19 protein-coding genes are annotated in these 22,245 nt (G+C 73.2%); 7 read left to right on the forward strand and 12 right to left on the reverse strand.

The genetic code is table 11. From position 1 onward, the window contains the following. Nucleotides 1–20 precede the first annotated feature (20 nt). Entirely contained in the window at nt 21–527 is a 507-nt protein-coding gene (locus AC27IY_RS47730; protein WP_423477885.1) for a flavoprotein, read from the forward strand. On the opposite strand, the gene AC27IY_RS47735 is transcribed toward AC27IY_RS47730, so the two are convergent. After that, entirely contained in the window at nt 524–1,960 is a 1,437-nt protein-coding gene (locus AC27IY_RS47735; protein ID WP_487181947.1) for an ATP-binding protein, read from the reverse strand. The two genes, AC27IY_RS47730 and AC27IY_RS47735, sit on opposite strands and share 4 nt — an antisense overlap. A 56-nt stretch (nt 1,961–2,016) precedes the next feature. Between AC27IY_RS47735 and AC27IY_RS47740 the strand changes: the two genes are divergently transcribed. Continuing rightward, a complete protein-coding gene (locus AC27IY_RS47740; RefSeq protein ID WP_487181948.1) occupies nt 2,017–2,967 on the forward strand; it encodes a serine hydrolase domain-containing protein in 951 nt (316 codons plus the stop codon). Nucleotides 2,968–2,976: 9 nt separating this feature from the next. On the opposite strand, the gene AC27IY_RS47745 is transcribed toward AC27IY_RS47740, so the two are convergent. After that, a complete protein-coding gene (locus AC27IY_RS47745; RefSeq protein WP_423451561.1) occupies nt 2,977–3,852 on the reverse strand; it encodes a LysR family transcriptional regulator in 876 nt (291 codons plus the stop codon). Nucleotides 3,853–3,924: 72 nt separating this feature from the next. Between AC27IY_RS47745 and AC27IY_RS47750 the strand changes: the two genes are divergently transcribed. Next, on the forward strand, nt 3,925–4,779 hold the full coding sequence (locus AC27IY_RS47750; RefSeq protein WP_487181949.1) for a dihydrodipicolinate synthase family protein: 855 nt from the start codon (nt 3,925–3,927) through the stop codon (nt 4,777–4,779). Here AC27IY_RS47750 and AC27IY_RS47755 read toward each other — a convergent pair. From AC27IY_RS47755 to AC27IY_RS47765, 3 genes are read right to left on the reverse strand one after another with little or no spacing between them, the layout of a single operon-like run. Next, nucleotides 4,774–9,591 (reverse strand): DNA repair ATPase, encoded by a 4,818-nt coding sequence (locus tag AC27IY_RS47755; RefSeq protein ID WP_487181950.1) that lies wholly within the window; start codon nt 9,589–9,591, stop codon nt 4,774–4,776. The genes AC27IY_RS47750 and AC27IY_RS47755 overlap by 6 nt on opposite strands. Continuing rightward, on the reverse strand, nt 9,588–11,594 hold the full coding sequence (locus tag AC27IY_RS47760) for a flotillin family protein (protein ID WP_423451558.1): 2,007 nt from the start codon (nt 11,592–11,594) through the stop codon (nt 9,588–9,590). The genes AC27IY_RS47755 and AC27IY_RS47760 overlap by 4 nt, the downstream gene beginning before the upstream one ends. Then, the gene (locus AC27IY_RS47765; protein WP_423451557.1) at nt 11,594–12,088 is read right to left on the reverse strand and encodes a hypothetical protein; all 495 of its coding nucleotides are present in this window, start codon (nt 12,086–12,088) and stop codon (nt 11,594–11,596) included. The genes AC27IY_RS47760 and AC27IY_RS47765 overlap by 1 nt, the downstream gene beginning before the upstream one ends. A gap of 216 nt (nt 12,089–12,304) precedes the next feature. On the opposite strand from AC27IY_RS47765, the gene AC27IY_RS47770 reads away from it, so the two are divergent. Then, nucleotides 12,305–13,216: an NADP-dependent oxidoreductase gene (locus AC27IY_RS47770; protein ID WP_487182047.1), complete on the forward strand. Its 912-nt coding sequence runs from the start codon at nt 12,305–12,307 to the stop codon at nt 13,214–13,216. Nucleotides 13,217–13,285: 69 nt separating this feature from the next. Here the strand turns inward: AC27IY_RS47770 and AC27IY_RS47775 are convergent, their stop codons facing one another. Then, nucleotides 13,286–14,200, reverse strand: a complete 915-nt coding sequence (locus tag AC27IY_RS47775) for an aminoglycoside phosphotransferase family protein (RefSeq protein WP_487181951.1) — start codon at nt 14,198–14,200, stop codon at nt 13,286–13,288. Continuing rightward, nucleotides 14,197–14,781: a TetR/AcrR family transcriptional regulator gene (locus AC27IY_RS47780; RefSeq protein ID WP_487181952.1), complete on the reverse strand. Its 585-nt coding sequence runs from the start codon at nt 14,779–14,781 to the stop codon at nt 14,197–14,199. The genes AC27IY_RS47775 and AC27IY_RS47780 overlap by 4 nt, the downstream gene beginning before the upstream one ends. Nucleotides 14,782–14,865: 84 nt before the next feature. Here AC27IY_RS47780 and AC27IY_RS47785 point away from each other — a divergent pair, with 84 nt between their 5' ends. Then, entirely contained in the window at nt 14,866–15,861 is a 996-nt protein-coding gene (locus AC27IY_RS47785) for an NADP-dependent oxidoreductase (protein WP_487181953.1), read from the forward strand. Nucleotides 15,862–15,870: 9 nt separating this feature from the next. On the opposite strand, the gene AC27IY_RS47790 is transcribed toward AC27IY_RS47785, so the two are convergent. Then, a complete protein-coding gene (locus AC27IY_RS47790; RefSeq protein ID WP_344208825.1) occupies nt 15,871–16,749 on the reverse strand; it encodes a 1,4-dihydroxy-2-naphthoyl-CoA synthase in 879 nt (292 codons plus the stop codon). 9 nt (nt 16,750–16,758) lie between these two features. Continuing rightward, on the reverse strand, nt 16,759–17,271 hold the full coding sequence (locus AC27IY_RS47795; RefSeq protein ID WP_344208823.1) for a PadR family transcriptional regulator: 513 nt from the start codon (nt 17,269–17,271) through the stop codon (nt 16,759–16,761). A 77-nt stretch (nt 17,272–17,348) separates the two neighbouring features. Here AC27IY_RS47795 and AC27IY_RS47800 point away from each other — a divergent pair, with 77 nt between their 5' ends. Then, the gene (locus AC27IY_RS47800) at nt 17,349–17,903 is read left to right on the forward strand and encodes a hypothetical protein (RefSeq protein ID WP_449947560.1); all 555 of its coding nucleotides are present in this window, start codon (nt 17,349–17,351) and stop codon (nt 17,901–17,903) included. Here AC27IY_RS47800 and AC27IY_RS47805 read toward each other — a convergent pair. Next, entirely contained in the window at nt 17,896–18,228 is a 333-nt protein-coding gene (locus tag AC27IY_RS47805; protein WP_020542962.1) for an ArsR/SmtB family transcription factor, read from the reverse strand. The two genes, AC27IY_RS47800 and AC27IY_RS47805, sit on opposite strands and share 8 nt — an antisense overlap. Before the next feature lie 87 nt (nt 18,229–18,315). Between AC27IY_RS47805 and AC27IY_RS47810 the strand changes: the two genes are divergently transcribed. Continuing rightward, nucleotides 18,316–18,486: a DUF3073 domain-containing protein gene (locus AC27IY_RS47810; protein ID WP_423451550.1), complete on the forward strand. Its 171-nt coding sequence runs from the start codon at nt 18,316–18,318 to the stop codon at nt 18,484–18,486. 175 nt (nt 18,487–18,661) lie between these two features. Here AC27IY_RS47810 and AC27IY_RS47815 read toward each other — a convergent pair whose 3' ends face one another. Both AC27IY_RS47815 and AC27IY_RS47820 read right to left on the reverse strand, forming a co-directional pair. Next, on the reverse strand, nt 18,662–19,561 hold the full coding sequence (locus AC27IY_RS47815; protein WP_487181954.1) for an alpha/beta fold hydrolase: 900 nt from the start codon (nt 19,559–19,561) through the stop codon (nt 18,662–18,664). A 4-nt stretch (nt 19,562–19,565) separates the two neighbouring features. Further along, on the reverse strand, nt 19,566–22,229 hold the full coding sequence (locus tag AC27IY_RS47820; protein ID WP_487181955.1) for a helix-turn-helix transcriptional regulator: 2,664 nt from the start codon (nt 22,227–22,229) through the stop codon (nt 19,566–19,568). Nucleotides 22,230–22,245: the final 16 nt, after the last annotated feature.

Raw genomic sequence — 22,245 nt, forward strand, 5'->3', positions numbered from 1 at the left:
GGGCGTGCGATGCTGGCGAGGTGATCGGGTCGCCGGGCAAGGTGCTGTACGTCGTCGTCTGCGCCGCCCAGGCGGCCGGCGACGTCGCCCGGCTCGTCGCCGGCGCGCAGGAGCTCGGCTGGACCGTGCAGGTCGTCGCCACGCCGGCGGCGCTCGACTTCATCGACGTCCCGGCGCTGGAGGCGCGGACCGGGCGGCCGGTACGCAGCCGCTACCGCAAGCCGTCCGAGCCCAAGCCGCCGCGGGCGGACGCCATGGTCGTGGCGCCGGCGACGTACAACACGGTCAACAAGCTCGCGCTGGGGGTGGCGGACACGTACGCGCTGGGGGTGCTGGCCGAGGCGCCGGGGCTCGGCATCCCCGTCGTCGTGCTGCCCTTCGTCAACGCCGCCCTCGCCTCCCGGCTGCCGTTCCGGCGCGCGGTCGCGGACCTGCGCGCGGACGGCGTCCGCGTCCTCCCCCCACCGGACGACGCCGACCCCGACCCCTGGCAGGCCGCCCTGACCGAACTCGGTCCACCGGCCTAACTCCAGGCGGCGACCAGATCCTCCGGGGACCAGACCCGGTCGAGGGGCAGGTTCGGCTCGGCGCCGGCCCGCGAGACGGCGACGACGGGCGTGCGGTCGCTCGTCCCCGGCACGAAGGGCTTGCTCCGGACGAGCGCCTCGTGATCGTGCCGGTCGAACGGGCGATTGTCCAGCCACTTGATCGACCCGACGAAGTGCACCTCACTCGCGACCGGACCCCTGTCGGCGCCGACCAGGTCCACCTCCGGTTTGTTCTGCCGGTTCCACCATCCGCCGACCTCCTCCGTGCCGGGCCAGTCGTCGTCCGGCAACGCGCGGGAGAGAGTCTCACGGATCACCGGCTCGACCGCCCGCCCACGCCAGCTCGTCCACGAACGTCCGATGCGGCGCAGCGCGAGGTCGGGACGGCCGCGCTCGCTGTCGGCGATCGCGCGATGCAGGAAGGTGAGCCAGAAACGCAGGTAGGGGTCGGCGATCCGGTAGCGCTTGTTCTTGGTGTCCTGCCTGGTGGACAGCGGCAGATCGGCGGTGACGACCTGCTTGGCGGCCAGTGTGGCGAGGATCGGTGAGAGGGTGCCGGCGGGCAGTGGCGCGGCGCCTCCCGTCCTCGCGGCGATGCCGGCGAAGGTGCGCTCGCCGGTGCCGATCGCCTCCAGGACGGTACGCGCGTGGCCGCCTCCCGGGAACTCGCCGAGCAGCGTGAGCTGACCGGCGGCGAGGAGGGGCGACAGAGGAGAGGCGAGACTCCGGCGCAGGAACTCCTCCCGGGGCATGCCCGGCTCCCACGAGCTCACGATCTCGGGGAAGCCGCCGGTCAGGAGGAAGGCGTCCACGGCGTCCGCCGCGGGCAGGCCCGTCATGGCCGCGACGTCGCCCAGGTGGAGCGGCCTGACGGTGGTGTGGCCGGCCCGCCCGAAGAACGGCCGTCCGTACTCCTGCAGTGCCTCCATCGTCGTCAGGTCGCTGCCGACGAGGATCAGCAGGATCGGTCTGGCCGACAGGAACCTGTCCCAGACCGTCTGCAACGCCCCCTCGAACTCGGGGTCCTGCTCCACGAGCCAGGGCACCTCGTCGAGGACGACGACGCAAGGGGTGTCTCCGACCGCGGTGGCCAGGGCGCGCAGGGCCGCGTTCCAGTCCTGTGGGCGGTTGCCGCTGATCAGTGCCGCGTCCGGCAGCCCGGCGCACGACACTGCGTCGATGAAGTCGGCGCGTTCGGCGACGGGCGAGCGCCCGCGCGAGGCTTGGAAGACCACGTAAGGCAGGCCGGAACGGTCGCAGAACTCCTGCACCAGGCGGGACTTGCCCACGCGCCGGCGGCCGGTCACCAGCAGAGCTCTGCCGCGCGTGGTCAGCTTCCCGGCGAGAACGAGATCAAGCTGCTCCCGCAGCACCCGCAACTCGTGCTCGCGTCCGGAGAAATCCGCTGTCATAGTAAGACTCTATCTTAGTAAGAAGCGATCATACTTTGTTGTCGGAGGAGGAGAGCATGGGGATGGACGAGCGGGTCGAGGCGGTGCTGCGGGACGGGCGGGCGCCCGGGTTCCACGGGCTGGTGGTGATGCGCGGCGGGAAGGTCGTCCTGGAGCGGTACGGCGCGGGGCCGGACCACCGGCTGGGTGAGCCGCTCGGGCACGTCACGTTCGACCGGGACACCCTGCACGACCTGCGGTCGGTCAGCAAGAGCGTGGTGGCGCTGCTGTACGGCATCGCGCTCGGCGACGGGCTCGTGCCGGAGCCGGGGGCGGGGCTCATGGCGCAGTTCCCCGAGTACCCGGACCTGGCGGAGGACCCCGGCAAGGCGCACCTGACGATCGAGCACGCGCTGACCATGACGCTAGGCCTCGACTGGAACGAGGACGCCCCCTACACCAGCCCGCTCAACGACGAGATCGCCATGGAGCTGGCCCCCGACCGCTACCGGTACGTGCTGGAGCGGCCGGTCGTCGAGGAGGCGGGCAAGCGGTGGCGCTACTGCGGCGGCGCGACCGCGCTGCTCGGCGGGATCATCGCCAGGGGGACGGGGCGGCCGGTCGAGGAGTACGCCGCCGAGGCGCTGTTCGGGCCGCTCGGCATCACGGACTTCGCGTGGACGAAGGGCGGCGACGGGGTCGCGTCGGCCGCCGCCGGGCTGCGGCTGCGGCCGGTGGACCTGGCGGCCGTCGGGCAGCTCGTGCTCGACGGCGGGCGCGGGATCGTCCCCGAGGGGTGGTTGCGGGAGGCGCTGCGGTCGCGGGTGCCGATCGAGGGGTCCTTCACCTACGGCTACCAGTGGTACGTGGTCGATGAGGAGCGCCGCCGAGTCCAGGGCAGAGGGAACGGCGGGCAGCTCCTCGTGGTGGAGCCGGAGGAGGAGCTGGTGGTGGCGGTGACCGGAGGCAACTACGACCAGGACTCGGCGGGCTCCCACGCACTCGTCGCCGCCGTCCTCGACCTCTGACCGGGCGGCTCAGCCGGCCGGGGGCAGGGCGGGGGTGGCGGCGCGGAAGGCGGTGATGGCGGCGTGGATGGCCGGGTGGTCGTCGTGGCCGCGGCGGAAGGCGGCGAGGGTGCGGCGTTCCAGTGGCAGCCGGGTGAGTGTGACGCCGGGCGGGGGTGCGGCGGCGGCCAGGTGGGGGACGATAGCCACGCCCTGACCGGCGGCCACGAAGGCGAGCACCGCGTCGAAGTCGTCCACGTGGTGCCGCACCCGCGGCTCGAACCCGGCCGCCTGGCAGGCCCGCACCGCCATGGCGTGGCAGAGCGTCCCCGGCTTGCCGGTGATCCACGCCTCCTCGCGCGCCGCGGCCGGCGACGGGTGGTTCGTCAGGTACATGGGCTCGGCGAACAGCGGCTCGACGCCCACGGAGTCGTCGGTGACGGGCGGGACGAAGTCGTACTCGTGGACGAGCGCCACGTCCAGCTCGCCCGCCCCCAGCGCGGCCGAGACGTCGGCGGGGTCGATCTCGGCCACCATCGGCTCCAGCCCGGGATGCTCGGCGGCGAGCGCCGCGAGCGCGGCCGGCAGCAGGACGCGGACGGCGGTCGGGAACGCGCCGATCCGCAGCGGCCCTGACGGGCCGCCACGCACGGCGGCGAGCGCGGCCGAGGCGCGGTCGAGCTGTTCGAGCACGGCCTGCGCGTGCTCGACGAGCAGGCGGCCGGCCGGGGTGAGGCTGACCCGGCGGCCCGTACGTTCGAGCAGCGGCACGCCGGCCTCCCGTTCGAGCGCGCTGAGCTGCTGCGAGACGGCCGACGGCGTGAAGGTGACCGCCTCGGCGACCGCGGCGATGGTGCCGCGCCTGGCCAGCTCGCGGAGCAGGTGCAGCTTGCGGGGATCGAGCATAAGTCGAGCTTACGCTCCACGTCACGAATCCGAACTGGACCTTAACGGTGGGCAGGGGCCAGGCTCGGAGGCATGTTGAGAGGAATCCACGTGCCGCTGGTCACCCCGTTCACGCCGGAGGGCGAGGTGGCCGCCGACGCCGTCGAGAAGCTCGCCTCCCAGGTCCTGGACGACGGCGCGGCCGGGCTGGTCGCGCTCGGCACCACCGGCGAGGTCGCCGCGCTCGACCCGGAGGAGCGGGCCCTGGTGATCGAGACCTGCGCCCGCGTCTGCGAGGGGCGCGGAGCGCTGCTCACGGTAGGGGTGGGCGGGAGCGACACCCGCACGACGGCCCGCGCGCTGCGCGCCCTGCCGGAGGGCGTGGGGGCGGCGCTGGTGACCGTGCCGTCGTTCCTGCGGCCCGGCGAGCGCGGCGTCGAGGCGCACTTCACGGCGCTGGCCGAGGAGACGCCGGTGCCGCTGGTGATCTACCACATCCCCTACCGCACCGGGCAGCAGGTCGGGGCGGCGACGCTGCGCCGGCTGGGGGAGCACCCGATGGTCGCCGGCGTCAAGTACGCGACAGGCGGCCTCGACCAGGACGCGCTCGACCTGCTCGGCGATCCGCTCGACGGGTTCGAGGTGCTGTGCGGCGACGACCCGTACGTCTCGCCGATGCTGGCGCTGGGGGCCGCGGGCGGCATCCTCGCCTCGGCCCACCTGCGCACACGCGAGTTCGCCGACCTGGCGGACGCCTGGCACGCGGGCGACGTGCCCCGCGCCCGCGCGCTCGGGCACCGGCTGGCCGCTCTGTCGGCCGCGCTGTTCGCCGAGCCCAACCCGACCGTCCTGAAGGGCGTCCTGCACGCCCGGGGTCTCATCCCGACCCCGGACGTACGGCTGCCGCTGCTGCCCGCGAGTCCCGCATCGGTGGCCGCGGCCCTATAGCCGGCCGGCCTCCCTGATGGCCGTCCCGACCTCGCCCACCCGGTCGGCGAGCAGGCCGATCGCGCCCACCGTACGGGTGGCCGGGTCGTCCTCGGCGCCGCCGAGCGCCTTCGCCTTGAGGTAGGCGCGCTTGATCTCCGCCCACCTCTCGGCCCGCTCCGGGGTGAGCCTGCCGCGCAGCTCGGCCAGCTTGAGCAGGTTCGCCTCGGCGTCGGAGGTGAGCGTCTGCGCCTCGCCCAGGTAGTGATCGTCGATCACCGCCTCCAGCTCGTCCTCGTTCATGGCGGGGACGATCCGCTCGGCCAGCTTGTTCATGTTCCGGTAGGAGCCCTGCAGCCGGTACGGCGGCTCGGTGCGGGCCGCGTCCGACTGGCCCGCCGAGGCGATGTAGGCCCGGTTGTTCGCCAGCACGACCTCCTGCACCCGCGTCAGCTTGGCGAGGACGGCGAGGATCTGCTCCAGCTCCGGCTTCGTGTACGGGTGCCTGAGCTGGTCGGGGCGGACCGCAGGGTCGCCCTTCGCCAGCCGGATCAGCAGCTCCACGTCGGCGTGGTCGCGGCCGGCGAGCGGGGCCAGCACCGGGTTGCTGGTGAGCGCGTTGTCGACGTAGCTGAGCGCGAACAGCTCGTCCCTGCCGGACAGCACGTCGCCCAGGTTCCAGACGTCGGCCCGGTTGGCCAGCATGTCAGGGATGCGGAAGCGGCGGCCCGACTCGGTGTACGGGTTGCCCGCCATGCAGACCGCGAACCGCTTGCCGCGCAGGTCGTAGGTGCGGGTGCGGCCGTTCCAGACGCCCTCGATGCGGCGCTGGGCGTCGCAGAGCGAGATGAACTTCTGCAGCAGCTCCGGCGAGGTGTGCTGGATGTCGTCCAGGTAGAGCAGCGTGTTGTTGCCGGTCTCCAGCGCGAAGGAGATCTTCTCGACCTCCTGCCTGGCGGTGGCGTCGGGGGCCTCGGCCGGGTCGAGCGAGGTGACCCGGTGGCCGAGGGCGGGGCCGTTCACCTTGACGAAGACGAGGCCGAGCCTGCTGGCGACGTACTCCATGAGGGTGGTCTTGCCGTAGCCGGGCGGGGAGATGAGCAGGAGCAGCCCCATCTGGTCGGTGCGCTTGCCCGCGCCCGCCGCGCCGAGCTGCTTGGCCAGGTTGTCGCCGATCAGCGGCAGGTAGACCTCGTCGAGCAGGCGGTTGCGGACGAACGCGCTCATCACCTTCGGCCGGTACTCCTCCAGGCGCAGCCGGGCCCGCTCGGCCTCGACCAGCTCGGTGCGGCGGCGCTGGTAGGCCCGGTAGGCGGGCACCCGCTCCTCGCGGAAGCGGCGGGTGCGCGGCAGGAACTCCTCCAGCCGGATCTCCAGCGCCCGGTCCTTGACGCGGGGGTGGGAGCCGAGCAGGCCGGTCACCGTGGCGGTGGTCGCGGCGCCGGAGTCGTGGCGGGGCAGGTCGCCGCAGAGCAGCACGGCGACGGCCTCGGCCGTCTCCGGGCCCTGGTGGTAGGCGGTCAGCCAGGCGTGGGCGAGCTGCACCCGCTCGGGGAGCGGCACCGCCTCCAGGTCCTCCTCGAACTCCCGCGTCCGGTCCGGGCCGAGGCCGGCGCGGAACCCGTCGAGGACGTCGCGGGCCGCCTTGCTGGTCACGAACCCGTCCGGGCCGCTCCCCAGCTCCTCGACCAGGTACTCGCCGGCCGCCGCCGTGTCCTCCGCCGCACCGGTGCCCAGCTCCGCCACGAAGGCGGCGATCAGCGCGCCGAGCTCGCCGGCCAGGGCGTCCAGCGCGGGCGTGGGACCGAACAGGTCGCGGGCGCGGGTCAGCGACACGGCCCGGGTGGCGAATGTTTTACGTGAAACATCATCGGTCCCGAACGCCCAGAAGAGCTGGGCCAGCGCCCGCGCCTCCGGTGCATAGCGGAGCAGCCCCGCGCTCTCACGCAGCCGGACCAGCACGTCCAGGATGGCGGCCGCGTCGTGGTCGTGGACGCCGCGCTCGTAGCCCTCGTCGTAGCGGGACTCGGCGGCCTGGCGTACGAGGTCGGCGAGCGGCGCGCCGGGGGCGACGGCGGGCAGGAGCGAGGCGGCCAGGTGCTCGGCGCGGTAGACGTCGGCGGTCTCCGAGACGAGGAGCTGGTCCCAGAACGGCCGCGTGTCGGCGAACGAGGCGGGCGTGGGGGAGCGGTAGTCGGTGCCCGTGATGGCGAAGTGCATCGTGCCGTCGTGCGGGACCAGCGTCAGGTCGATCGGCTGGGTGTTGACCGCGAAACGGTGGTGACCGAGCCGCAGCACCTCGCCGCCGTCGGAGAACAGCTCCAGGCGGTCCCGCAGGGCCCGGCCCGCCTCCTGCTGGGCGGCCTTGACCCGCCCGTCCAGCTCCTCGGCCCGTACGGCGTCGCCCAGCGACCGCAGCTCCCCGGCCGTCGCGCGCACCTTGGCCACCATGGGGTCGGTGGCGAAGTAGGTGTTGACCTCGTCCGGAGAGGTGAGCGTCCCGAGCCGCCGGGTGATCGCCCCCAGCACCCGCTCGGCGGAGGCGAACAGCCGGTCGGCCCGCCGCGCCAGCTCGTCGAGCTGCGCCTGCTTGCGCGCCGAGAACGCCTCGTAGACGTCGTTCCGCTTGGCGGCGAGCTGCGCGGCGAAGTCGTCGAACTCCCCGAAGCGCGACTCCAGGCCCTCCAGCCGCAGCATGAGCCGGCCGAGCTGCTCGTCGCACGCGGCGGGCGTGCCGGCCACCGCCAGCGCCCCCGTCACGGCCTGGCCGAGCAGCGCGAACTCGGCGGCGAACGCGGCCCGCCCCTCGCTGCCCAGCAGCTCGCGCCGCCGCCCGTCGAGGAGGGCCCGCGCCCGGTTCACGCCGCCCAGGACCTCGGCGATGCGCGCCAGCACGGACGTGCGCACGGTCGCGTCGGCGATCTCCAGCGAGCCGACGACCTCGGTCACCACCTCCAGCCCCTCGCCCTGCTCGGCCAGCCGCTCGGCGACGGGCGCGGCCTCGGCGACCGTCGCGATCGCGGCGGCCTCGGCGGCCAGCCGCTCGACGGCGGCCTGGTAGGAGGTGAACGCGTCCGCGCCGGACAGGAAGTCCACCGCCCGCCGCCCGGTCGCGGCCAGCTCCTCGGCCACGGACTCCGCCAGGACGTCCAGGGCGGCCAGGTCGATGTAGCGGACCTCGCGCAGCGTCACCAGGTGGCCCTGCGCCCTGCGCAGCGCGGCGAGCGTGCTCACCCAGGCGTCGGCGCTCTCCGGGCTGTCGGCGCGGGCCTGCCTGACCAGGTGGGTGGTCTCCTCCGTGGTCCGGTCGAGGGTGTCGCGGGCCTGGCGGGTGAGCTGCTCGACGTTCTCGTACTCGTCGAGCACCTGCTCGGCGGTGGCCCGTACGTCGGCGAGCGGCCCGTGCAGGCCGTGCTCGCCGAGCCAGTGGTAGGAGTCGAAGGCCCGCGCGCAGGCCGCGATCAGCCCCTCGAACGTCCCCGCCGACGGCGCCATCTCCTCGACCATCCTGGCCACGGACAGGCAGTCGGAGATGCCGCGCACCAGCTCGGCGTTGCCGATGCGCTCCAGCGGATGGTCACCGGCCGGCTGGGCGGCGGCGAAGGTGTCGGAGACGTACGGCGTCTGCCACACCTGCATCGGGTGGACCCGGGTCGGCTCCTCGGAGGTGGCGCGGAAGACCACCATCGTGCCGTCGTCGAAGAGCGAGTACCCGTGACAGACGATGGGCGTGGCCACCTCCTTCCTGATCACGTTGTACGGCAGCAGCAGCGAGCGCCCGTCCTCCCGCGCGTGGAAGACGTACAGCACGTCCTCGCCGTTGGGCGCCCGGACCACCCGCTCGAACTCCAGGTCGCTCACGTCCGTGTCGAACGTCCTGCTGACCCCGGTCGACAGGTAGTAGCCGCCGGGGAAGATGAAGCCCTGGTCCTCGGGCAGGCGCCGGCACGCCTGGCCGATGCCGTCCAGCCGGTCGACGGCCTTCGTACGGGTGTTGAAGACCAGGTGCCGCCACTCGGTCTCCTTGTACGGCCGGATCCGCATGAGGATGAGCGGGCCCACCCGGGCGTACTCGACGTCGGCGTCGGCGAGGCTCTGCAGCGGCTCGCTGACCGGCTCGCTGTAGATGCCCGCGCCGGTCTCGGTGTTGTCCTCGATCTTGATCGTGAGGTCGCCGCCCACGGTCTCGACGAACACCTCGCCCGCGATCGAGATGTGCGGATGCCGGCCCAGGACGTGGTCGTCGCGGGTGGTCGGCGTCCACTCGAAGTCGTGCGACGGCGGGAAGACGTGGTCGCGCTCGCCCCGGTTGTCCAGGTAGGTCGGCACGCCGGCCGCGTCCACGGCCCAGCGCAGCACCCGCAGGTCGGCCGGACCTGTCCTGAACACCGCCAGCAGCTTGCCGTCCACCCGGCGCAGCTGCTGGAGCCGGGTCTCCTTGTAGTAGCGGTAGAGCTCGGCGAAGTCCTTGGCGAACGCCGGATCGGCCAGCGCCTCCAGCCGGTCCGCCGCGAAACCGAAACGGTCGCCGTCGCGGCTGAAGCGGTGCACGGCGAACACGTCGGCCACGCGCGTCTCGGGCTTCAGCCCGATGAAGACGTTGTAGCCGAACAACATCACGCCGCCGACCGAGACGATGTCCCTCGGGACGCAGTTGTTCTCCGTACGGATGCGCTCGGTGCCGAGCAGGCGCAGCTCCGCGCCGCCGAACACCTTCAGCCGCTCCCCGTTGAGCGCCCCGGCGGCCGCCGCCAGGGCCTTGGCCTGGGCCTGGAGGCGGTTCCGCAGAACCTCGTACGTCCCCGCCTCCAGCCCCGTCCCCGTCACGCTCACTTGGCCCCGGCCAGCGCGTTCACCGGGGAGTCCGCCACGCCGAGGCGGCGCGCGGTGTCCAGCAGCTCGCCCATGGCGCCGGCCTGCGGGCCGCCGTCCTGGATGAGCTTCATGAGCAGCGCGGAGACGGTGACGTTCTTCAGGTCCTCGGTGCTGATCCCGCCGACGACCCGCGCGAGGTCGGCGGCGATGCTGGCCTGCCCGTTGACGTACGGCGCCGCGAGCGCCGTGGCGACCTGCGAGTGCTCCACGAACCCGTCCACGGCCTTGCCCGCCGTGATCGAGCCGATGACCTTCTCGAAGAACGTCGACTCGCCGCCCACGATGTCGATGTTGGCGTTGGTGAGCCCGGCGGCCAGCACCCCGGCCTGCGACTCGGCCACGGCGCGGGAGACGTCGATGTGCTTGAGCCTGATCTCCTTCTCGGCCTCCAGCCGCAGGCGGTACTCCTCGTGCGCCCGGCTCGCCTCGTCCAGCGCGGCCAGCGCGGCGGCCTTCTCGGTGAGGCCCTCGGCCTCGGACTTCAGCTTCTCGCCCACCGCGGCGGCCTCGGCCGTCAGCTTCTCGCGCAGCGCAACGGCCTCGGCGCGGCCGACCTTCTCGATGGCCGCGGCGTCGCGCTCCTTGACCTGCACCTGGGCCAGCCCGCTCGCCGCGGCCTCGGCCTGCACGCCCTCGGCGAGCCGGATCTTGGCCCGCGCCTCCAGCTCGGCGGCCTGCTGACGGGACTCGGCCAGCACCAGCTCCTCGCGGGCCCTGAACTTCGCGGCGGCCTCGGCGGCCTCCGCGGCCTTGATGTCCTTGACCAGGTTCTCCTGGGCCTCGGCCTCGGCGGCGATGACGACCTGCTGGCGGGTGCGCTCGGCCTCCTCGACCACGCGCAGCCGCTTGATGGCCTCCTCCTGCTCGGCCACGGTCTTGTCGACGGCGACGCGCTCGCGGATGACCTCGGCGATGAGCCGCTTCTCGGACTCGACCTCCTTGTCCTTGGCGATGCGCGACAGCTCGGTCTCCCGCTCGCGGGCGATGACCTCCAGGACGCGGTCCTTCTCGATGCGCTCGCTCTCGATCGCGATGACCCGCTCGCGGTTCTTCTCGGCGACGGCCACCTCGCGGGCGAGGTTCTCGCGCTGGACGCCGATCGACTCGTCGGCCTTGATGTTGGCGCTCTGGGCGCGCAGCCGCTCCTCGGCCTGGACGCGGGCGATCTCCGCCTCCTCGCGGGCCTTGACGGTCTCGATCTCGCGCCGCTGCTTCAGCTCGGCGTCGGCCTGGCGGCGCTGGAGCTCGAGAATGGCCTCGCGGGCGTCGACGTTCTGGCGGGTGATCTCCTTCTCCTCCTGGCGCTGGAACTCGTTCGTGCGGACGTGCTCGATGGCCGTCAGCTCGGTGATCTTCCTGATGCCCTGCGCGTCGAGGATGTTGTTCTTGTCGAGCTGGACCATGCTGGTCTGCTCCAGGTAGTCGATGGCGGCGTCCTCCAGGCTGTAGCCGTTGAGGTCGGTGCCGATGAGCCGGACGATCTCGTCACGGAACTCGTCCCGCTTGGTGTAGAGGTCGACGAAGTCGAGGTGCTTGCCGGCGGTCTTCAGCGCCTCCGAGAACTTCGCGTTGAACAGCGCCTGCAGCGTGGCCTCGTCGCTGGCGCGCGCGGTGCCGATGGCCTGGGCGACCTTGATGACGTCCTCGGCGGTCTTGTTCACCCGGACGAAGAAGGTGATCCTGATGTCCGCCCTGATGTTGTCCCGGCAGATCAGGCCCTCGCGGCCGGTCCGCTCGATCTCGATGGTCTTGACCGAGATGTCCATGACCTCGGCCTTGTGGACGACGGGCAGCACGACCGCGCCCGTGAACGTCACGTCCACCTTGTTGACTTTCGAGACGATGAGCGCCTTGCCCTGTTCGACCTTACGGAAAAGCCGGCCGATGATGACGATCAGACCGATCGCAACAACCAGGACAACCGCTAGGAATACCCCGAACCCTGTCGAGATGACGTCCATCAAAACCCACTTTCGTGCGGCATGACCAAGAAGAACTCGCCGTCTTTGTCGTAGTCGAAGATGAGGGCCCGCTCGCCGCGGGACAGGCGGTCGGCGCCGGTCGTACGGACCTGCACCAGCGCGGTCGAGCCGTCGGTCGCGGTGACCTCGGCCTGGCCGAAGTCGGGGGTCGCCGAGCCGGTGCGGATGACGCACGGCCGGCCGACGAAGTCGCCGCGCGAGTGCCGGTCCCCGTCAGGGACCAGCCGGCGCAGCGGCTTGAGCAGGCCGCGGGTGACGAGCCAGGCGAGGCCGGCGGCGGCGAAGGGCACGGCGATCAGCGGGCCGCCGCTCACGACCTGGCTGCCGATCAGGCACAGCAGCCAGGCGAGCGCGATCAGCAGGGAGAGCGTGACGCCGGCCGGAGCTCCTCCGAGGCCCAGCCAGACGGCGTCGCCGTCGTCCAGCTCCAGAACGCCGGTGACGACGATGAGCCAATAACCGACGACCACCACGAGAAGGAAGCTGAAAACGACAGTCGGAAAACTCAACACCGCGCTGAAGAACTCGCCCATCTTGCCCCGTTGTGTCCATCCCCGTATCGATGTCTCGACGGACTATATCTATATAAAGTGCGAGTAAAGAGGAAAGTTCCCGAAATGGGATGCGAAGTCTGGCCAGCTTGATCTCAACCTAGGTTGAGGTAGCACGCTGGTCCCATGACTGAGTCGATGAGGGCCGCGGCGTTCGCCACGCCGGGCGGCCCCGAAGTGCTGAAGGTGATGGAGCTGCCGGCCCCGCAGGCGGGGCCGGGCGAGGTGCGGGTGCGGGTGCGGGCGGCCGGGGTGCAGCCCTTCGACACGGCGGTACGGGGCGGCTGGCTGCCGCCGTACCTGGGCGAGGTGAGCTTCCCCCGCATTCCCGGCAACGAGTTCGCCGGGGTGGTGGACCAGGTCGGGGAGGGCGTGCGCGGCGTGGCCGCAGGGGACGAGGTGCTGGGCTTCTCCCGGCTGTTCGCCTACGCCGAGTACGTCGTGGTGCCCGCGACGGACGTGGCGCCCAAGCCGGCCGGTGTGCCCTGGGAGGTGGCCGGCGGGCTGACCGCCGGTGTGCAGACCGCCGAGCTGGCACTCGACGAGCTCGGGCTGAAGGAGGGGGAGACGCTGCTCGTGCACGGCGCGGCCGGAGCCGTCGGCACGGCCGCCGTGCAGATCGCCCGCATGCGCGGCGCGCGGGTGATCGGCACCGCCCGTGAGGTCAACCACGAGCACCTGCGCGAGCTCGGCGCCGAGCCGGTCGTCTATGGCGAGGGGCTGGCCGACCGGGTGCGGGCGCTCGCGCCCGGCGGCGTGGACGCCGCTCTGGACGGCGCGGGAGGCCACGCGCTGGAGGTCTCGCTGGAGCTGGTCGCCGACCCCGGCCGCGTCGTCACGCTGGTCGAGCACGGGCGGGCCGCCGGGCTGGGGGTGCGGACGGTGCGCGGCGAGCGCACGGCCGAGCGGCTCGGGCGCTACGCCAGGCTGTACGCCGAGGGGCGGTTCGTTTGGACGGTGCGGCGGACGTACGCGCTGGCGGAGGCGGCGGAGGCCCACCGCGAGATCGAGACCGGCCACGGCCGGGGCAAGGTCGTGCTGACGCTCTAGAGCCGGCGATCGTGCGGCCCAGGCCGGCGTTGCCGGCCGGCCGTAGGGCCGGCGGCGGTGCCGGCCGGTCTAGAGGCGGGGGCGGAGGGCGGTGGCGAGTGCGACGTGTGTCTCGGCGAGGTGGTCCGCCCCTGCCTTGACGTCCCACAGGGCGTTCTGCAGCACCCGGCCCAGCGTCCAGCGGGCCGCGCGGCCGGGGTCGAGGCCGAGCCCGGCCGTCATCAGGTCGAAGCGGCGCAGCACCGCCCGCCCCACGTCGCCGGTCGCCACCAGGTCGTCCCACCGGTTGTGCAGCGCGGGCAGCAGGTCGAAGCCGGGGTCGCCGGCCAGCGGCTTGGGGTCGATGGCCAGCCACGGCTCGCGGTCGGCCGCCAGCACGTTGTCGTAGTGCAGGTCCCAGTGCAGCAGCCGGTCGCCGGGCTCGGCCACGACCTCGGCGAGCGCGCCGGCGCAGTGGCGCAGCAGGCGGCGGTCCGGCTCGCGCGGCAGTGCGGTCAGCGCCTGGTCCACGTCGTCCAGCATGTCCTGGGCGATGTCCGCCAGGCGGCGCAGGCCGGACGGGGCGGGACGGCCGGTCAGGCGGGCGAGGAGGGCGGTGAGGATCTCCAGCGCCGCCAGGTCGTCGGGCAGCGCCGACAGCGAGCGCTCGGCGTGCAGGCGCTCCAGCAGCAGGGTGCCGGTGGCGGGGTCGGCGGCGAGCAGGCGGACCGCGCCGTCGCCGTCCCAGGCGCGCAGGCCGACGGCCTCGGTGGCGTTCTCGTCGTTGACCGGCTGCAGCTTGAGCGCGGCCTGCGTGCCGTCCGCGCGGATCACCGGCAGCACCAGGGACACCACGCCGTGGCCGGGCTCGCCGTCCGGCCGCAGCTCCCACTCCTCCAGGTAGCGCTCGGCCAGCGCGGGCAGCCCGGCCGACCAGGCGCGGCCGGCTTCGCCGTCCCACTTGACGTGCGAGGCGGTCAGCGCCTCCGGGACCACGATCCTCACGGGCGACCGGCCGCCGGGCGCAGGCCGTCGAGGACGAGCCCGAGGAGGTGGTCGCGCCGGGCGGACAGCGACGGGGCCTGCTCGGCGATCCAGCCGACGGCGTTGACCAGCGCGAACAGGTCGGTCCCCGTCACGTCGGAGCGGACCAGCCCCGCCTGCTGGGCGTTGCTCAGCAGCCGGCCCGCGGTCTGCCGCATGGCGAGGCAGGAGGCGTGCAGCGAGGAGTTCTCGTCCTCCAGCGTCGTCATCACCGAGCTGGTCAGGCCCCGGTAGACGGTGGTGAAGGCGGCGTACTCGGCCAGCCATTCGGTCAGGGCGTCCGCCGGCGTGCGCGTGGTCTCCAGGGCGGCGGCCGTGGCGGCGAGCCGGTCGAAGCGCTCGCCGAGCAGCGTCTCCAGCAGCTCGTCCCGGGTCGGGAAGTGGCGGTAGAGCGTGCCGAGGCCGATGCCGGCGCGGCGGGCGATGTCGCGGAGCGAGGCCTGGGTGCCCTGCTCGGCGACGACGGCGTGGGCCACCTCCAGGATGCGCGCGTGGTTGCGGCGCGCGTCCAGGCGGGGGGCGCGGGTCTGCTTCTCCGTCACGTGATCCGTTCCCATTGTATGTGGAGCACTGCTCCGGTTATATTGCGGAGCAGTGCTCCACATCGTACCGGAGAGGACATCACCATGCCCGAGAAGACGATGCCCGAGAAGACGATGCCCGAGAAGATGATGACCGCCGTCCGCGTGCACCGGGTCGGCGGGCCCGAGGTGCTGGTGCCCGAGGAGGTCCCGGTCCCCGAGCCGGGGCCGGGCGACGTGCTCGTCCGCGTCCACGCCGCCGGGCTCAACCCGCCCGACTGGTACGCCAGATCGGGCTACTCGGTGATCCCCGAGGACTTACGGCCGAAGCGGACCCTGCCCTTCACCCCGGGCACGGACGTCTCGGGCGTGGTCGCCGCGCTCGGCCCCGGCGTCACCGAGTGGCAGGTCGGGGACGAGGTGTTCGGCCTGCTGCGCTTCCCCGAGGGCGGTGGCCGGGCCTACGCCGAGTACACCACCGCGCCCGCCTCCCACCTGGCCCGCAAGCCGGCCGCGCTGGACCACGTCGAGGCGGCGGGCGTGCCGATGGCCGGGCTCACCGCCTACCAGTTCCTCTTCGACCTCGTCCGGCTCGAACCGGGCAGGACCGTGCTGGTCAACGGCGCGGCCGGCGGCGTCGGCCACTTCCTCGTCCAGCTCGCGAGGACGAAGGACGCCCGGGTGATCGGCGTCGCCTCGGGGGGCCACGAACGTTTCCTGCGCGACCTCGGCGTGGACGAGTTCGTCGACTACACGGTGACCGCCGCCGAGGACGTCGTACGCGGCGTCGACCACCTCTTCGACACCGTCGGCGGCCCGCACGGGCACCGGTTCCTCGCGGTGGTCAGACGAGGCGGCACCATCAGCCCCGTCTTCCTGGGCGAGTATCACCGCGACCGCGCCGCCGAGCTGGGCATCACCTTCGTGTTCGGGCAGGTGCGCTCCGACGGCGCGCAGCTGGCGGAGCTGGCCCGCCTGGCCGACGCCGGCCGGCTGCGGGTCGGCGTCGACAGCGTCTTCCCGCTCGCCGACGCCGCCAAGGCCCACGAGCGGGCGGAACGCGGCCACATCCAGGGCAAGATCGTCCTGCGGATGGCCTGACGGCCCGCCCTAGAAGTGCCAGGGGAAGGGCGACCAGTCGGGCTCGCGCTTCTCCAGGAACGAGTCACGGCCCTCGGCCGCCTCGTCCGTCATGTAGGCGAGCCGCGTCGCCTCGCCCGCGAACACCTGCTGCCCGACCAGCCCGTCGTCGATCAGGTTGAAGGCGAACTTGAGCATCCGCTGCGCGGTCGGCGACTTGCCGTTGATCTTGCGGGCCCACTCCAGCGCCGTGCTCTCCAGCTCGGCGTGCGGCACCACCCGGTTGACCATGCCCATGCGGTGGGCGTCCTCGGCGGTGTAGGTGTCGCCGAGGAAGAAGATCTCCCGCGCGAACTTCTGCCCGACCTGCCGGGCGAGGTAGGCCGAGCCGAAGCCGCCGTCGAAGCTGGCGACGTCGGCGTCGGTCTGCTTGAAGCGGGCGTGCTCGGCGCTGGCCAGCGTGAGGTCGGACACGACGTGGAGGCTGTGGCCGCCGCCCGCGGCCCAGCCGGGCACCACGCAGATCACGACCTTCGGCATGAAGCGGATGAGCCGCTGCACCTCCAGGATGTGCAGGCGGCCGGTCGAGGCCGAGCCGTCGGCGTACTGGTAGCCGTCCTTGCCCCGGATGCGCTGGTCTCCGCCGGAGCAGAAGGCCCAGCCGCCGTCCTTGGGCGAGGGGCCGTTGCCGGTGAGCAGCACGCAGCCGACGTCGGTCGTCTGCCGGGCGTGGTCGAGCGCCCGGTAGAGCTCGTCCACCGTCTGCGGGCGGAAGGCGTTGCGCACCTCGGGCCGGTTGAAGGCGATGCGCACGGTGCCCTGGTCGACCGCCCGGTGGTAGGTGATGTCGGTGAAGTCGAATCCCTCGACCGCCTGCCACGCCTTGGGATCGAACAGCTCGGAGACCATGGCAGGAGCCTACTTGATCTGGCTCTCCGCCCACTCGGCCCACTCCCGCTGGACCTGGCTCAGGCGCAGGCCGTACTCCAGGGCGATGCGGCCGTAACGGGACAGGTCGTCGGTGCCGCTCTCCACGAACGGGCGGATGCCCTCCATGTGCGCCAGCCGCTCGGCCGCGAGGTCGGCCTGCTCGCGCAGGTAGGCCCGGGCCCGCTCGGGCGGGATCCGCCCGAGGAAGAACACCCGGAGCAGCATGTCGCTGCGGTTGACCCGGGTCGGCTCGACGTCGGTGATCCAGCGGCGCAGCTCGGCCAGGCCGTCCTCGGTGATCGCGTACTCCTTGCGGCCCCGCGGCCCCTCCGCGGCCACCGTGACGAGGCCGGCGTCGGCGAGCTTGCCCAGCTCGGCGTAGAGCTGGCTCTGCGTGGCCGGCCAGGTGTTGGACAGCGAGACGTCGAACAGCTTCATCAGGTCGTAGCCGCTCGCGGGTCCCTCGGAGAGCAGTCCCAGCACGGCGTGTCGAAGACTCACGTTCCTATGTTGACATGTCGAAGAAGGAGGGTCTAGCTTCGACCTGTCACAATAGGAATGTCGGAAGGTTCGGGGTCATGCGTGGTCTGCTCGGTTTCCTGCCCTGGATCGTCTACGCCGTGATCGCGACCGGCGACGAGTGGCGCTGGGGCGCCATCGCCGGCCTGGTCATCGCGGCCGGGCTCGTCCTGGTGGACCGGCGGGCCGGGCGGGGCTGGGACGAGATGGTCATCGAGACCAGCGCGGCGCTGTTCTTCGCCGGTCTGACAGCGCTCTCCCTGGCGGCCCCGCACTCGCCGCTCACGCCGTACGGGCCCGCGCTGGTCAACGTGTGGCTGGCCGGCACGGCCTGGGGCTCGCTGGCCATCGGCAGGCCGTTCACGCTGGGCATCGCGCGGGCGGCGACGCCCCGCGAGGTCTGGGACACGCCGAGGTTCCGCCGCGTCAACGTGGTCATCACGGCGGTCTGGGCGGCGGCCTTCACCGCCGCGGCGATCTCGCTGACCATCGTCCTCGCGGCCGCGCCGCACGCCACCACGGCGGTGGTCGCCGTCAAGGTGCTCTCGTTCGCGCTGCCCGCCGTCTTCACGGCCTGGTATCCGAAGCGCGTGCGACGTCTGGCGGCTAGGTGACCTCGGCTCTCAGCTCGGCGAGCAGCTCCCCCTGGTCGGCGAGCATGTCGGTGAGGATCCGGCGGGCGGCGCCGAGCAGATCGGCCAGCTCGGGCGTGGCCAGCGTGTAGACCACCGTGCTGCCCTCGCGGATGGCGCTCACGATCCCCGCTCTGCGCAGGACCGCGAGCTGCTGGGAAAGGCTCGACGGCTCGATGTCGATCTGGGCCAGCAGGTCCCTGACGGGTAGGGGCCCTTCCTGAAGAAGCTCCAACACTCTGATGCGAGCGGGGTGGCCGAGCGTACGGAAGAAGTCGGCCTTGGCCTGATAGACCTCCACGTGCATACTGCCCAGACTAATCCAGTGCAGTTGCATAATTCTTCAAGTCGTAACGTCGTTGGATAGTATGACGCCGGGGACTAGGGAGTAGCCATGGGTCGAGGAAGAGCCAAGGCGAAGCAGACGAAGGTCGCTCGCCAGCTGAAGTACGCCAACCACAACATCGACTACGACCGGCTTCGCGAGGAGCTGGGTGCCGACACGCGGCGCGAGGAGCTTTACCCCTCCACGGTGCCGGAGCGGGAGCCCGAGCGCGGGCGATGACCCGCCCGGCCCGGCAGGGCGGGCCGGTGCCCGCCGCGCCGGAGCCGGGCGGCGTGTGTCCCGCGACACGCCCGGGCGCGCATTTCGCGACACGCCCGGGCGTGACGTCGGCGGGTCATGGCCCGGTCGGTCATGGCGCCGTGTGTCATCGCCCGGTCTGCCATGGCGGCGTGTGTCATGGCGCCGTGTGGCGGATGATCGCGGCGGCCAGCTCCGCGTGGACCTGGGGCGGCATCATGTGCCCCATCCCTTCGATCATCAGCAGCTCCGCGCCGGGGATCTGCTCGGCGATGAGCGCTCCGTGCCCGGGCTTGGCGGGCTCGTGCGTGCCCTCGATCACCAACGTCGGCGCCTGCACCCGCCCGAGCACGCCCTCCGGCTCGAAGTCCGGGCAGGCCGCGTGCGCCAGACGGTGGTTGGCCACCGACGACAGGTCACGGGCCCGCTCCAGCACCCGCTCCTGGAGCCGGCGCTCGGCGTCCTCGTCGAACGGCAGCGCGGTGCCGTGCAGCACCCGCGCCTCGTCGATCATCCGCTGCACCTGCTCGCGCCGGTCGGCGGGCGGCGGCGCGGTGATCAGCCGCGTGTAGTACGCCGTGAACTCCGGCCGGGGCGGCGGCAGGCTCCCCTCCGGCTGCGGCTGCCCGGTGAGCGCCCGCAGGATGGTCTCGCCCTCGTGCCCGCCCAGCGGCGAGGAGCCGATCACGGTGAGGGTGCGCACCCGCTCCGGTCGCTCCACGGCGATGAACTGGCCGAGCAGGCCGCCCGCCGAGTGGCAGACGAGGTGCGCGGACTCGAGCCCGTAGGCGTCCATCACCCGCAGCACGTCGTCCTTGATGTCGTGCCAGGTGTACGGCTGCTCGGCGAAGTCGAAGGTGGCCGAGCGGCCGGTGTCGCGGTGGTCGTACCTGATGACCCGGCGGCCCGCGGCGACCAGCCGCCCGACGAGCTCGTCCGGCCACAGGACGCCCTGCGACATCGACCCCATCACCAGCAGGATCGGCGGGTGCGCCGGGTCGCCGAACTCCTCGGTCCAGAGGTCCACGCCGTCGGTCTCGATCATGTTCGTTGTCATGTGCTCAAGCTTGCCCGGCGCGGGCGCGGACGCCTTCCGTAGGACTACTGGCCTTCACCAGTAGCCCGGCCAGTTCAGTACGGGTCGTGATGCCGAGCTTGGGATAGATCTTGTACAGGTGGTACTCGACCGTGCGCGGGCTGAGGAACAGCCGGGCCGCGACCTCCTTGCTGGAGGCGCCCTCCGCCACCAGCCGCGCGATGCGCAGCTCCTGCGGCGTCAGCACGGTCTCCGGGTCGTCGGCGGCGGGCCGGGCCGCCTCGCCGGCCGCGCGCAGCTCGCCGCGGGCCCGCTCCGCCCAAGGAGCCGCCCCCAGCCGCTCGAAGGTCTCCAGCGCCGCCCGCAGGTGGTTCCTCGCCTGGCCGGGCCGCTGCGCGCGGCGCAGCCGCTCGCCGTACAGCAGCGCCGTGCGCGCCCGCTCCATCGGCTCGCCGTGCCGGCGCAGCGCCTCCTCGAACAGCTCGGCGTCCGCGCCGGGGGCGGCGAGCAGGGCGCGGCAGCGGGCCAGCAGCGCCCGCGCCTCGTCGGTGACGGCGTTGGCGACCCACTGCTCGTACGCGGCCAGCGCCTCCGCCGCCGCCTCCTGCTCGCCCGCCGCCAGGGCGGCCTCCACCCGGTCCGGGGTGGAACGCCAGGTCACCGTGAGATGGCCCGCGCCGGGGCCGGCCGCGGCCAGCGCCGCGAACCTGGCGTGCGCCGCCGCGTACCGGCCGAGGCCGAGGTCCAGGAGCGCCAGCGCGTACCCGGCGACGCCCGCGCGCAGGCCGATCCGGTGCGGGACGGCGATGGACAGCGCCTCCTCCGCCAGCTCGCGGCAGCGCTCCTCCTCGCCGCGCAGCGCGGCCACGACGGCCAGGTTGGCGAGGTGGGCGGCCACGGAGTTGGTGTAGCCGGCCTCGCGGGCGAGCTGCAGGCCCTCCTCGGCGACGGCGGCGCTCTCCGAGAGGCGGCCCTTGAAGCGCTCGCCCGTGGCCACGAACTCCAGCACGACCGGGAGCTGCCCGACCATCCCCGACACGCGGGCCGCGCGCCCGGCCCGCTCGACCAGCTCGGCGGAGACGTCGGCCTCCCCGAGATAGCTGGCCGCCGCCGACGCCCACAGCAGCTCCGCCGCCAGGGTCAGCTCGCCGGTGCGGGCCAGCGCCCCGCGCAGCAGCTCGCCGCCGCTGCCGTCCTCCAGCATGGCGCCGATGCCGGCCACCACGTCGCGGAGGAAGCCTGGCGGGTGCGCCCGCGCCCGGCGGCCCAGCTCCACGATGGCCGCGACGTCGCCCACATAGCTGGCGGCCTCGGAGGCGTCGGCCAGCATCTCGATGCCGTCGCCGGCGGCCAGGATCCTGACGGCCTCGGAGGCGTCGCCGCTGTTCAGCTCGAACCGGCCGCGCAGCTGCGCGATCTCCTCCAGCAGCCCGCCCTCCCCGTGCTCGGCCAGCTCGCGGGCCTCGGCGAGGTGGGTCTGGGCCTGGCCGGGGCGGCCGGCGAGCCAGGCGGCGGTGGCGGCGTCCTTGAGCCGTTCCGCCCTGCGCAGGGGGTCGGGGGTGAGCTCGGCGGCGCGGGCGAGCGCGGTGGCCGCGTCCCCGTGGCCGCCGCGCGTACGGGCCCGTCCGGCGGCGGCGGTCAGCTCGGCGGCGACCGTCTCGTCCGGGGCCAGGGCGGCGGCGGCCAGGTGCAGGGCCCGGCGGTCGCCGTCCACCAGCCCGGCCAGGGTGACGTGCGCGTCCCGTACCTCGGCCGACGTGGCGGCGGCGTGCACGGCCGAGCGGACGAGCGGGTGCCGGAACCTGACCGTCCCGTCGGCCACGGTCACCAGCCCGGCGGCCTCCACCTCGTGCAGCGCCTCCCCGGCGGCCCGTACGACGAGGGCCAGCTCCGCCTCCAGCGACGCGACCAGCAGGAACCGCCGGGCCTCCGGTGACAGCCTGGCCACCTGCTCGCCGAACAGCTGCGCGCCCCCCGGCAGCGGATCCGGCAGGGGAGCCTGCCCGGCGAGCTGCGCCGGCGACAGCGCGGCCACGCCCTCGCGCAGCACGAGCGGGTTGCCCCCGGTCAGTGCCGTGAGCCGCCGTACGACGTCGGGCGCGACCGGCCCGCCGGAGGCGAGCAGGGCGGCGCAGCTCTCCTCGTCGAGGCCGCCGACCCGCAGCTCGGGCACGCCCTTGAGCAGAGCGTCCCCGCGTACGGAGAACAGCACGGCGACCCGCTCGGTGCGCAGCCGCCTGGCCGCGAACAGCAGGGCGTCGGCCGAGGCCCTGTCCACCCACTGGACGTCGTCCACCAGGCACAGCAGCCCGTCCGCGGCCGCCGCCTCGGCCAGCAGCGACAGCACCCCCGCCCCCACCAGGAACCGGTCGGAGTGGGGGGTGTCCGCGAGGCCGAGGGCCGCGGAGAGCGCGTCGCGCTGCGGACCCGGCAGCGCGTCCAGCAGGCCGGTCACCGGGCGCAGGAGCTGGTGCAGGGCGGCGAAGGCGAGGTCGGACTCCGGCTCGATGCCGTCGGCGCGCAGCACCCGCATCCCGCTCGCGGCCGCGAGGGAGGCGGCCAGGTCGAGGAGGGCGGACTTGCCCACGCCGGCCTCCCCGCGCAGCGCCAGAGCGCCGCCCTCACCGTCGCGGGCCGAGTCGAGCAGGAGCGTGACGGCGGTGGTCTCCGCGGCTCTCCCATAAAGCACGAAAAGGACTTTATCC

The sequence above is a fragment of the Nonomuraea sp. B208 genome (genome assembly GCF_057536035.1).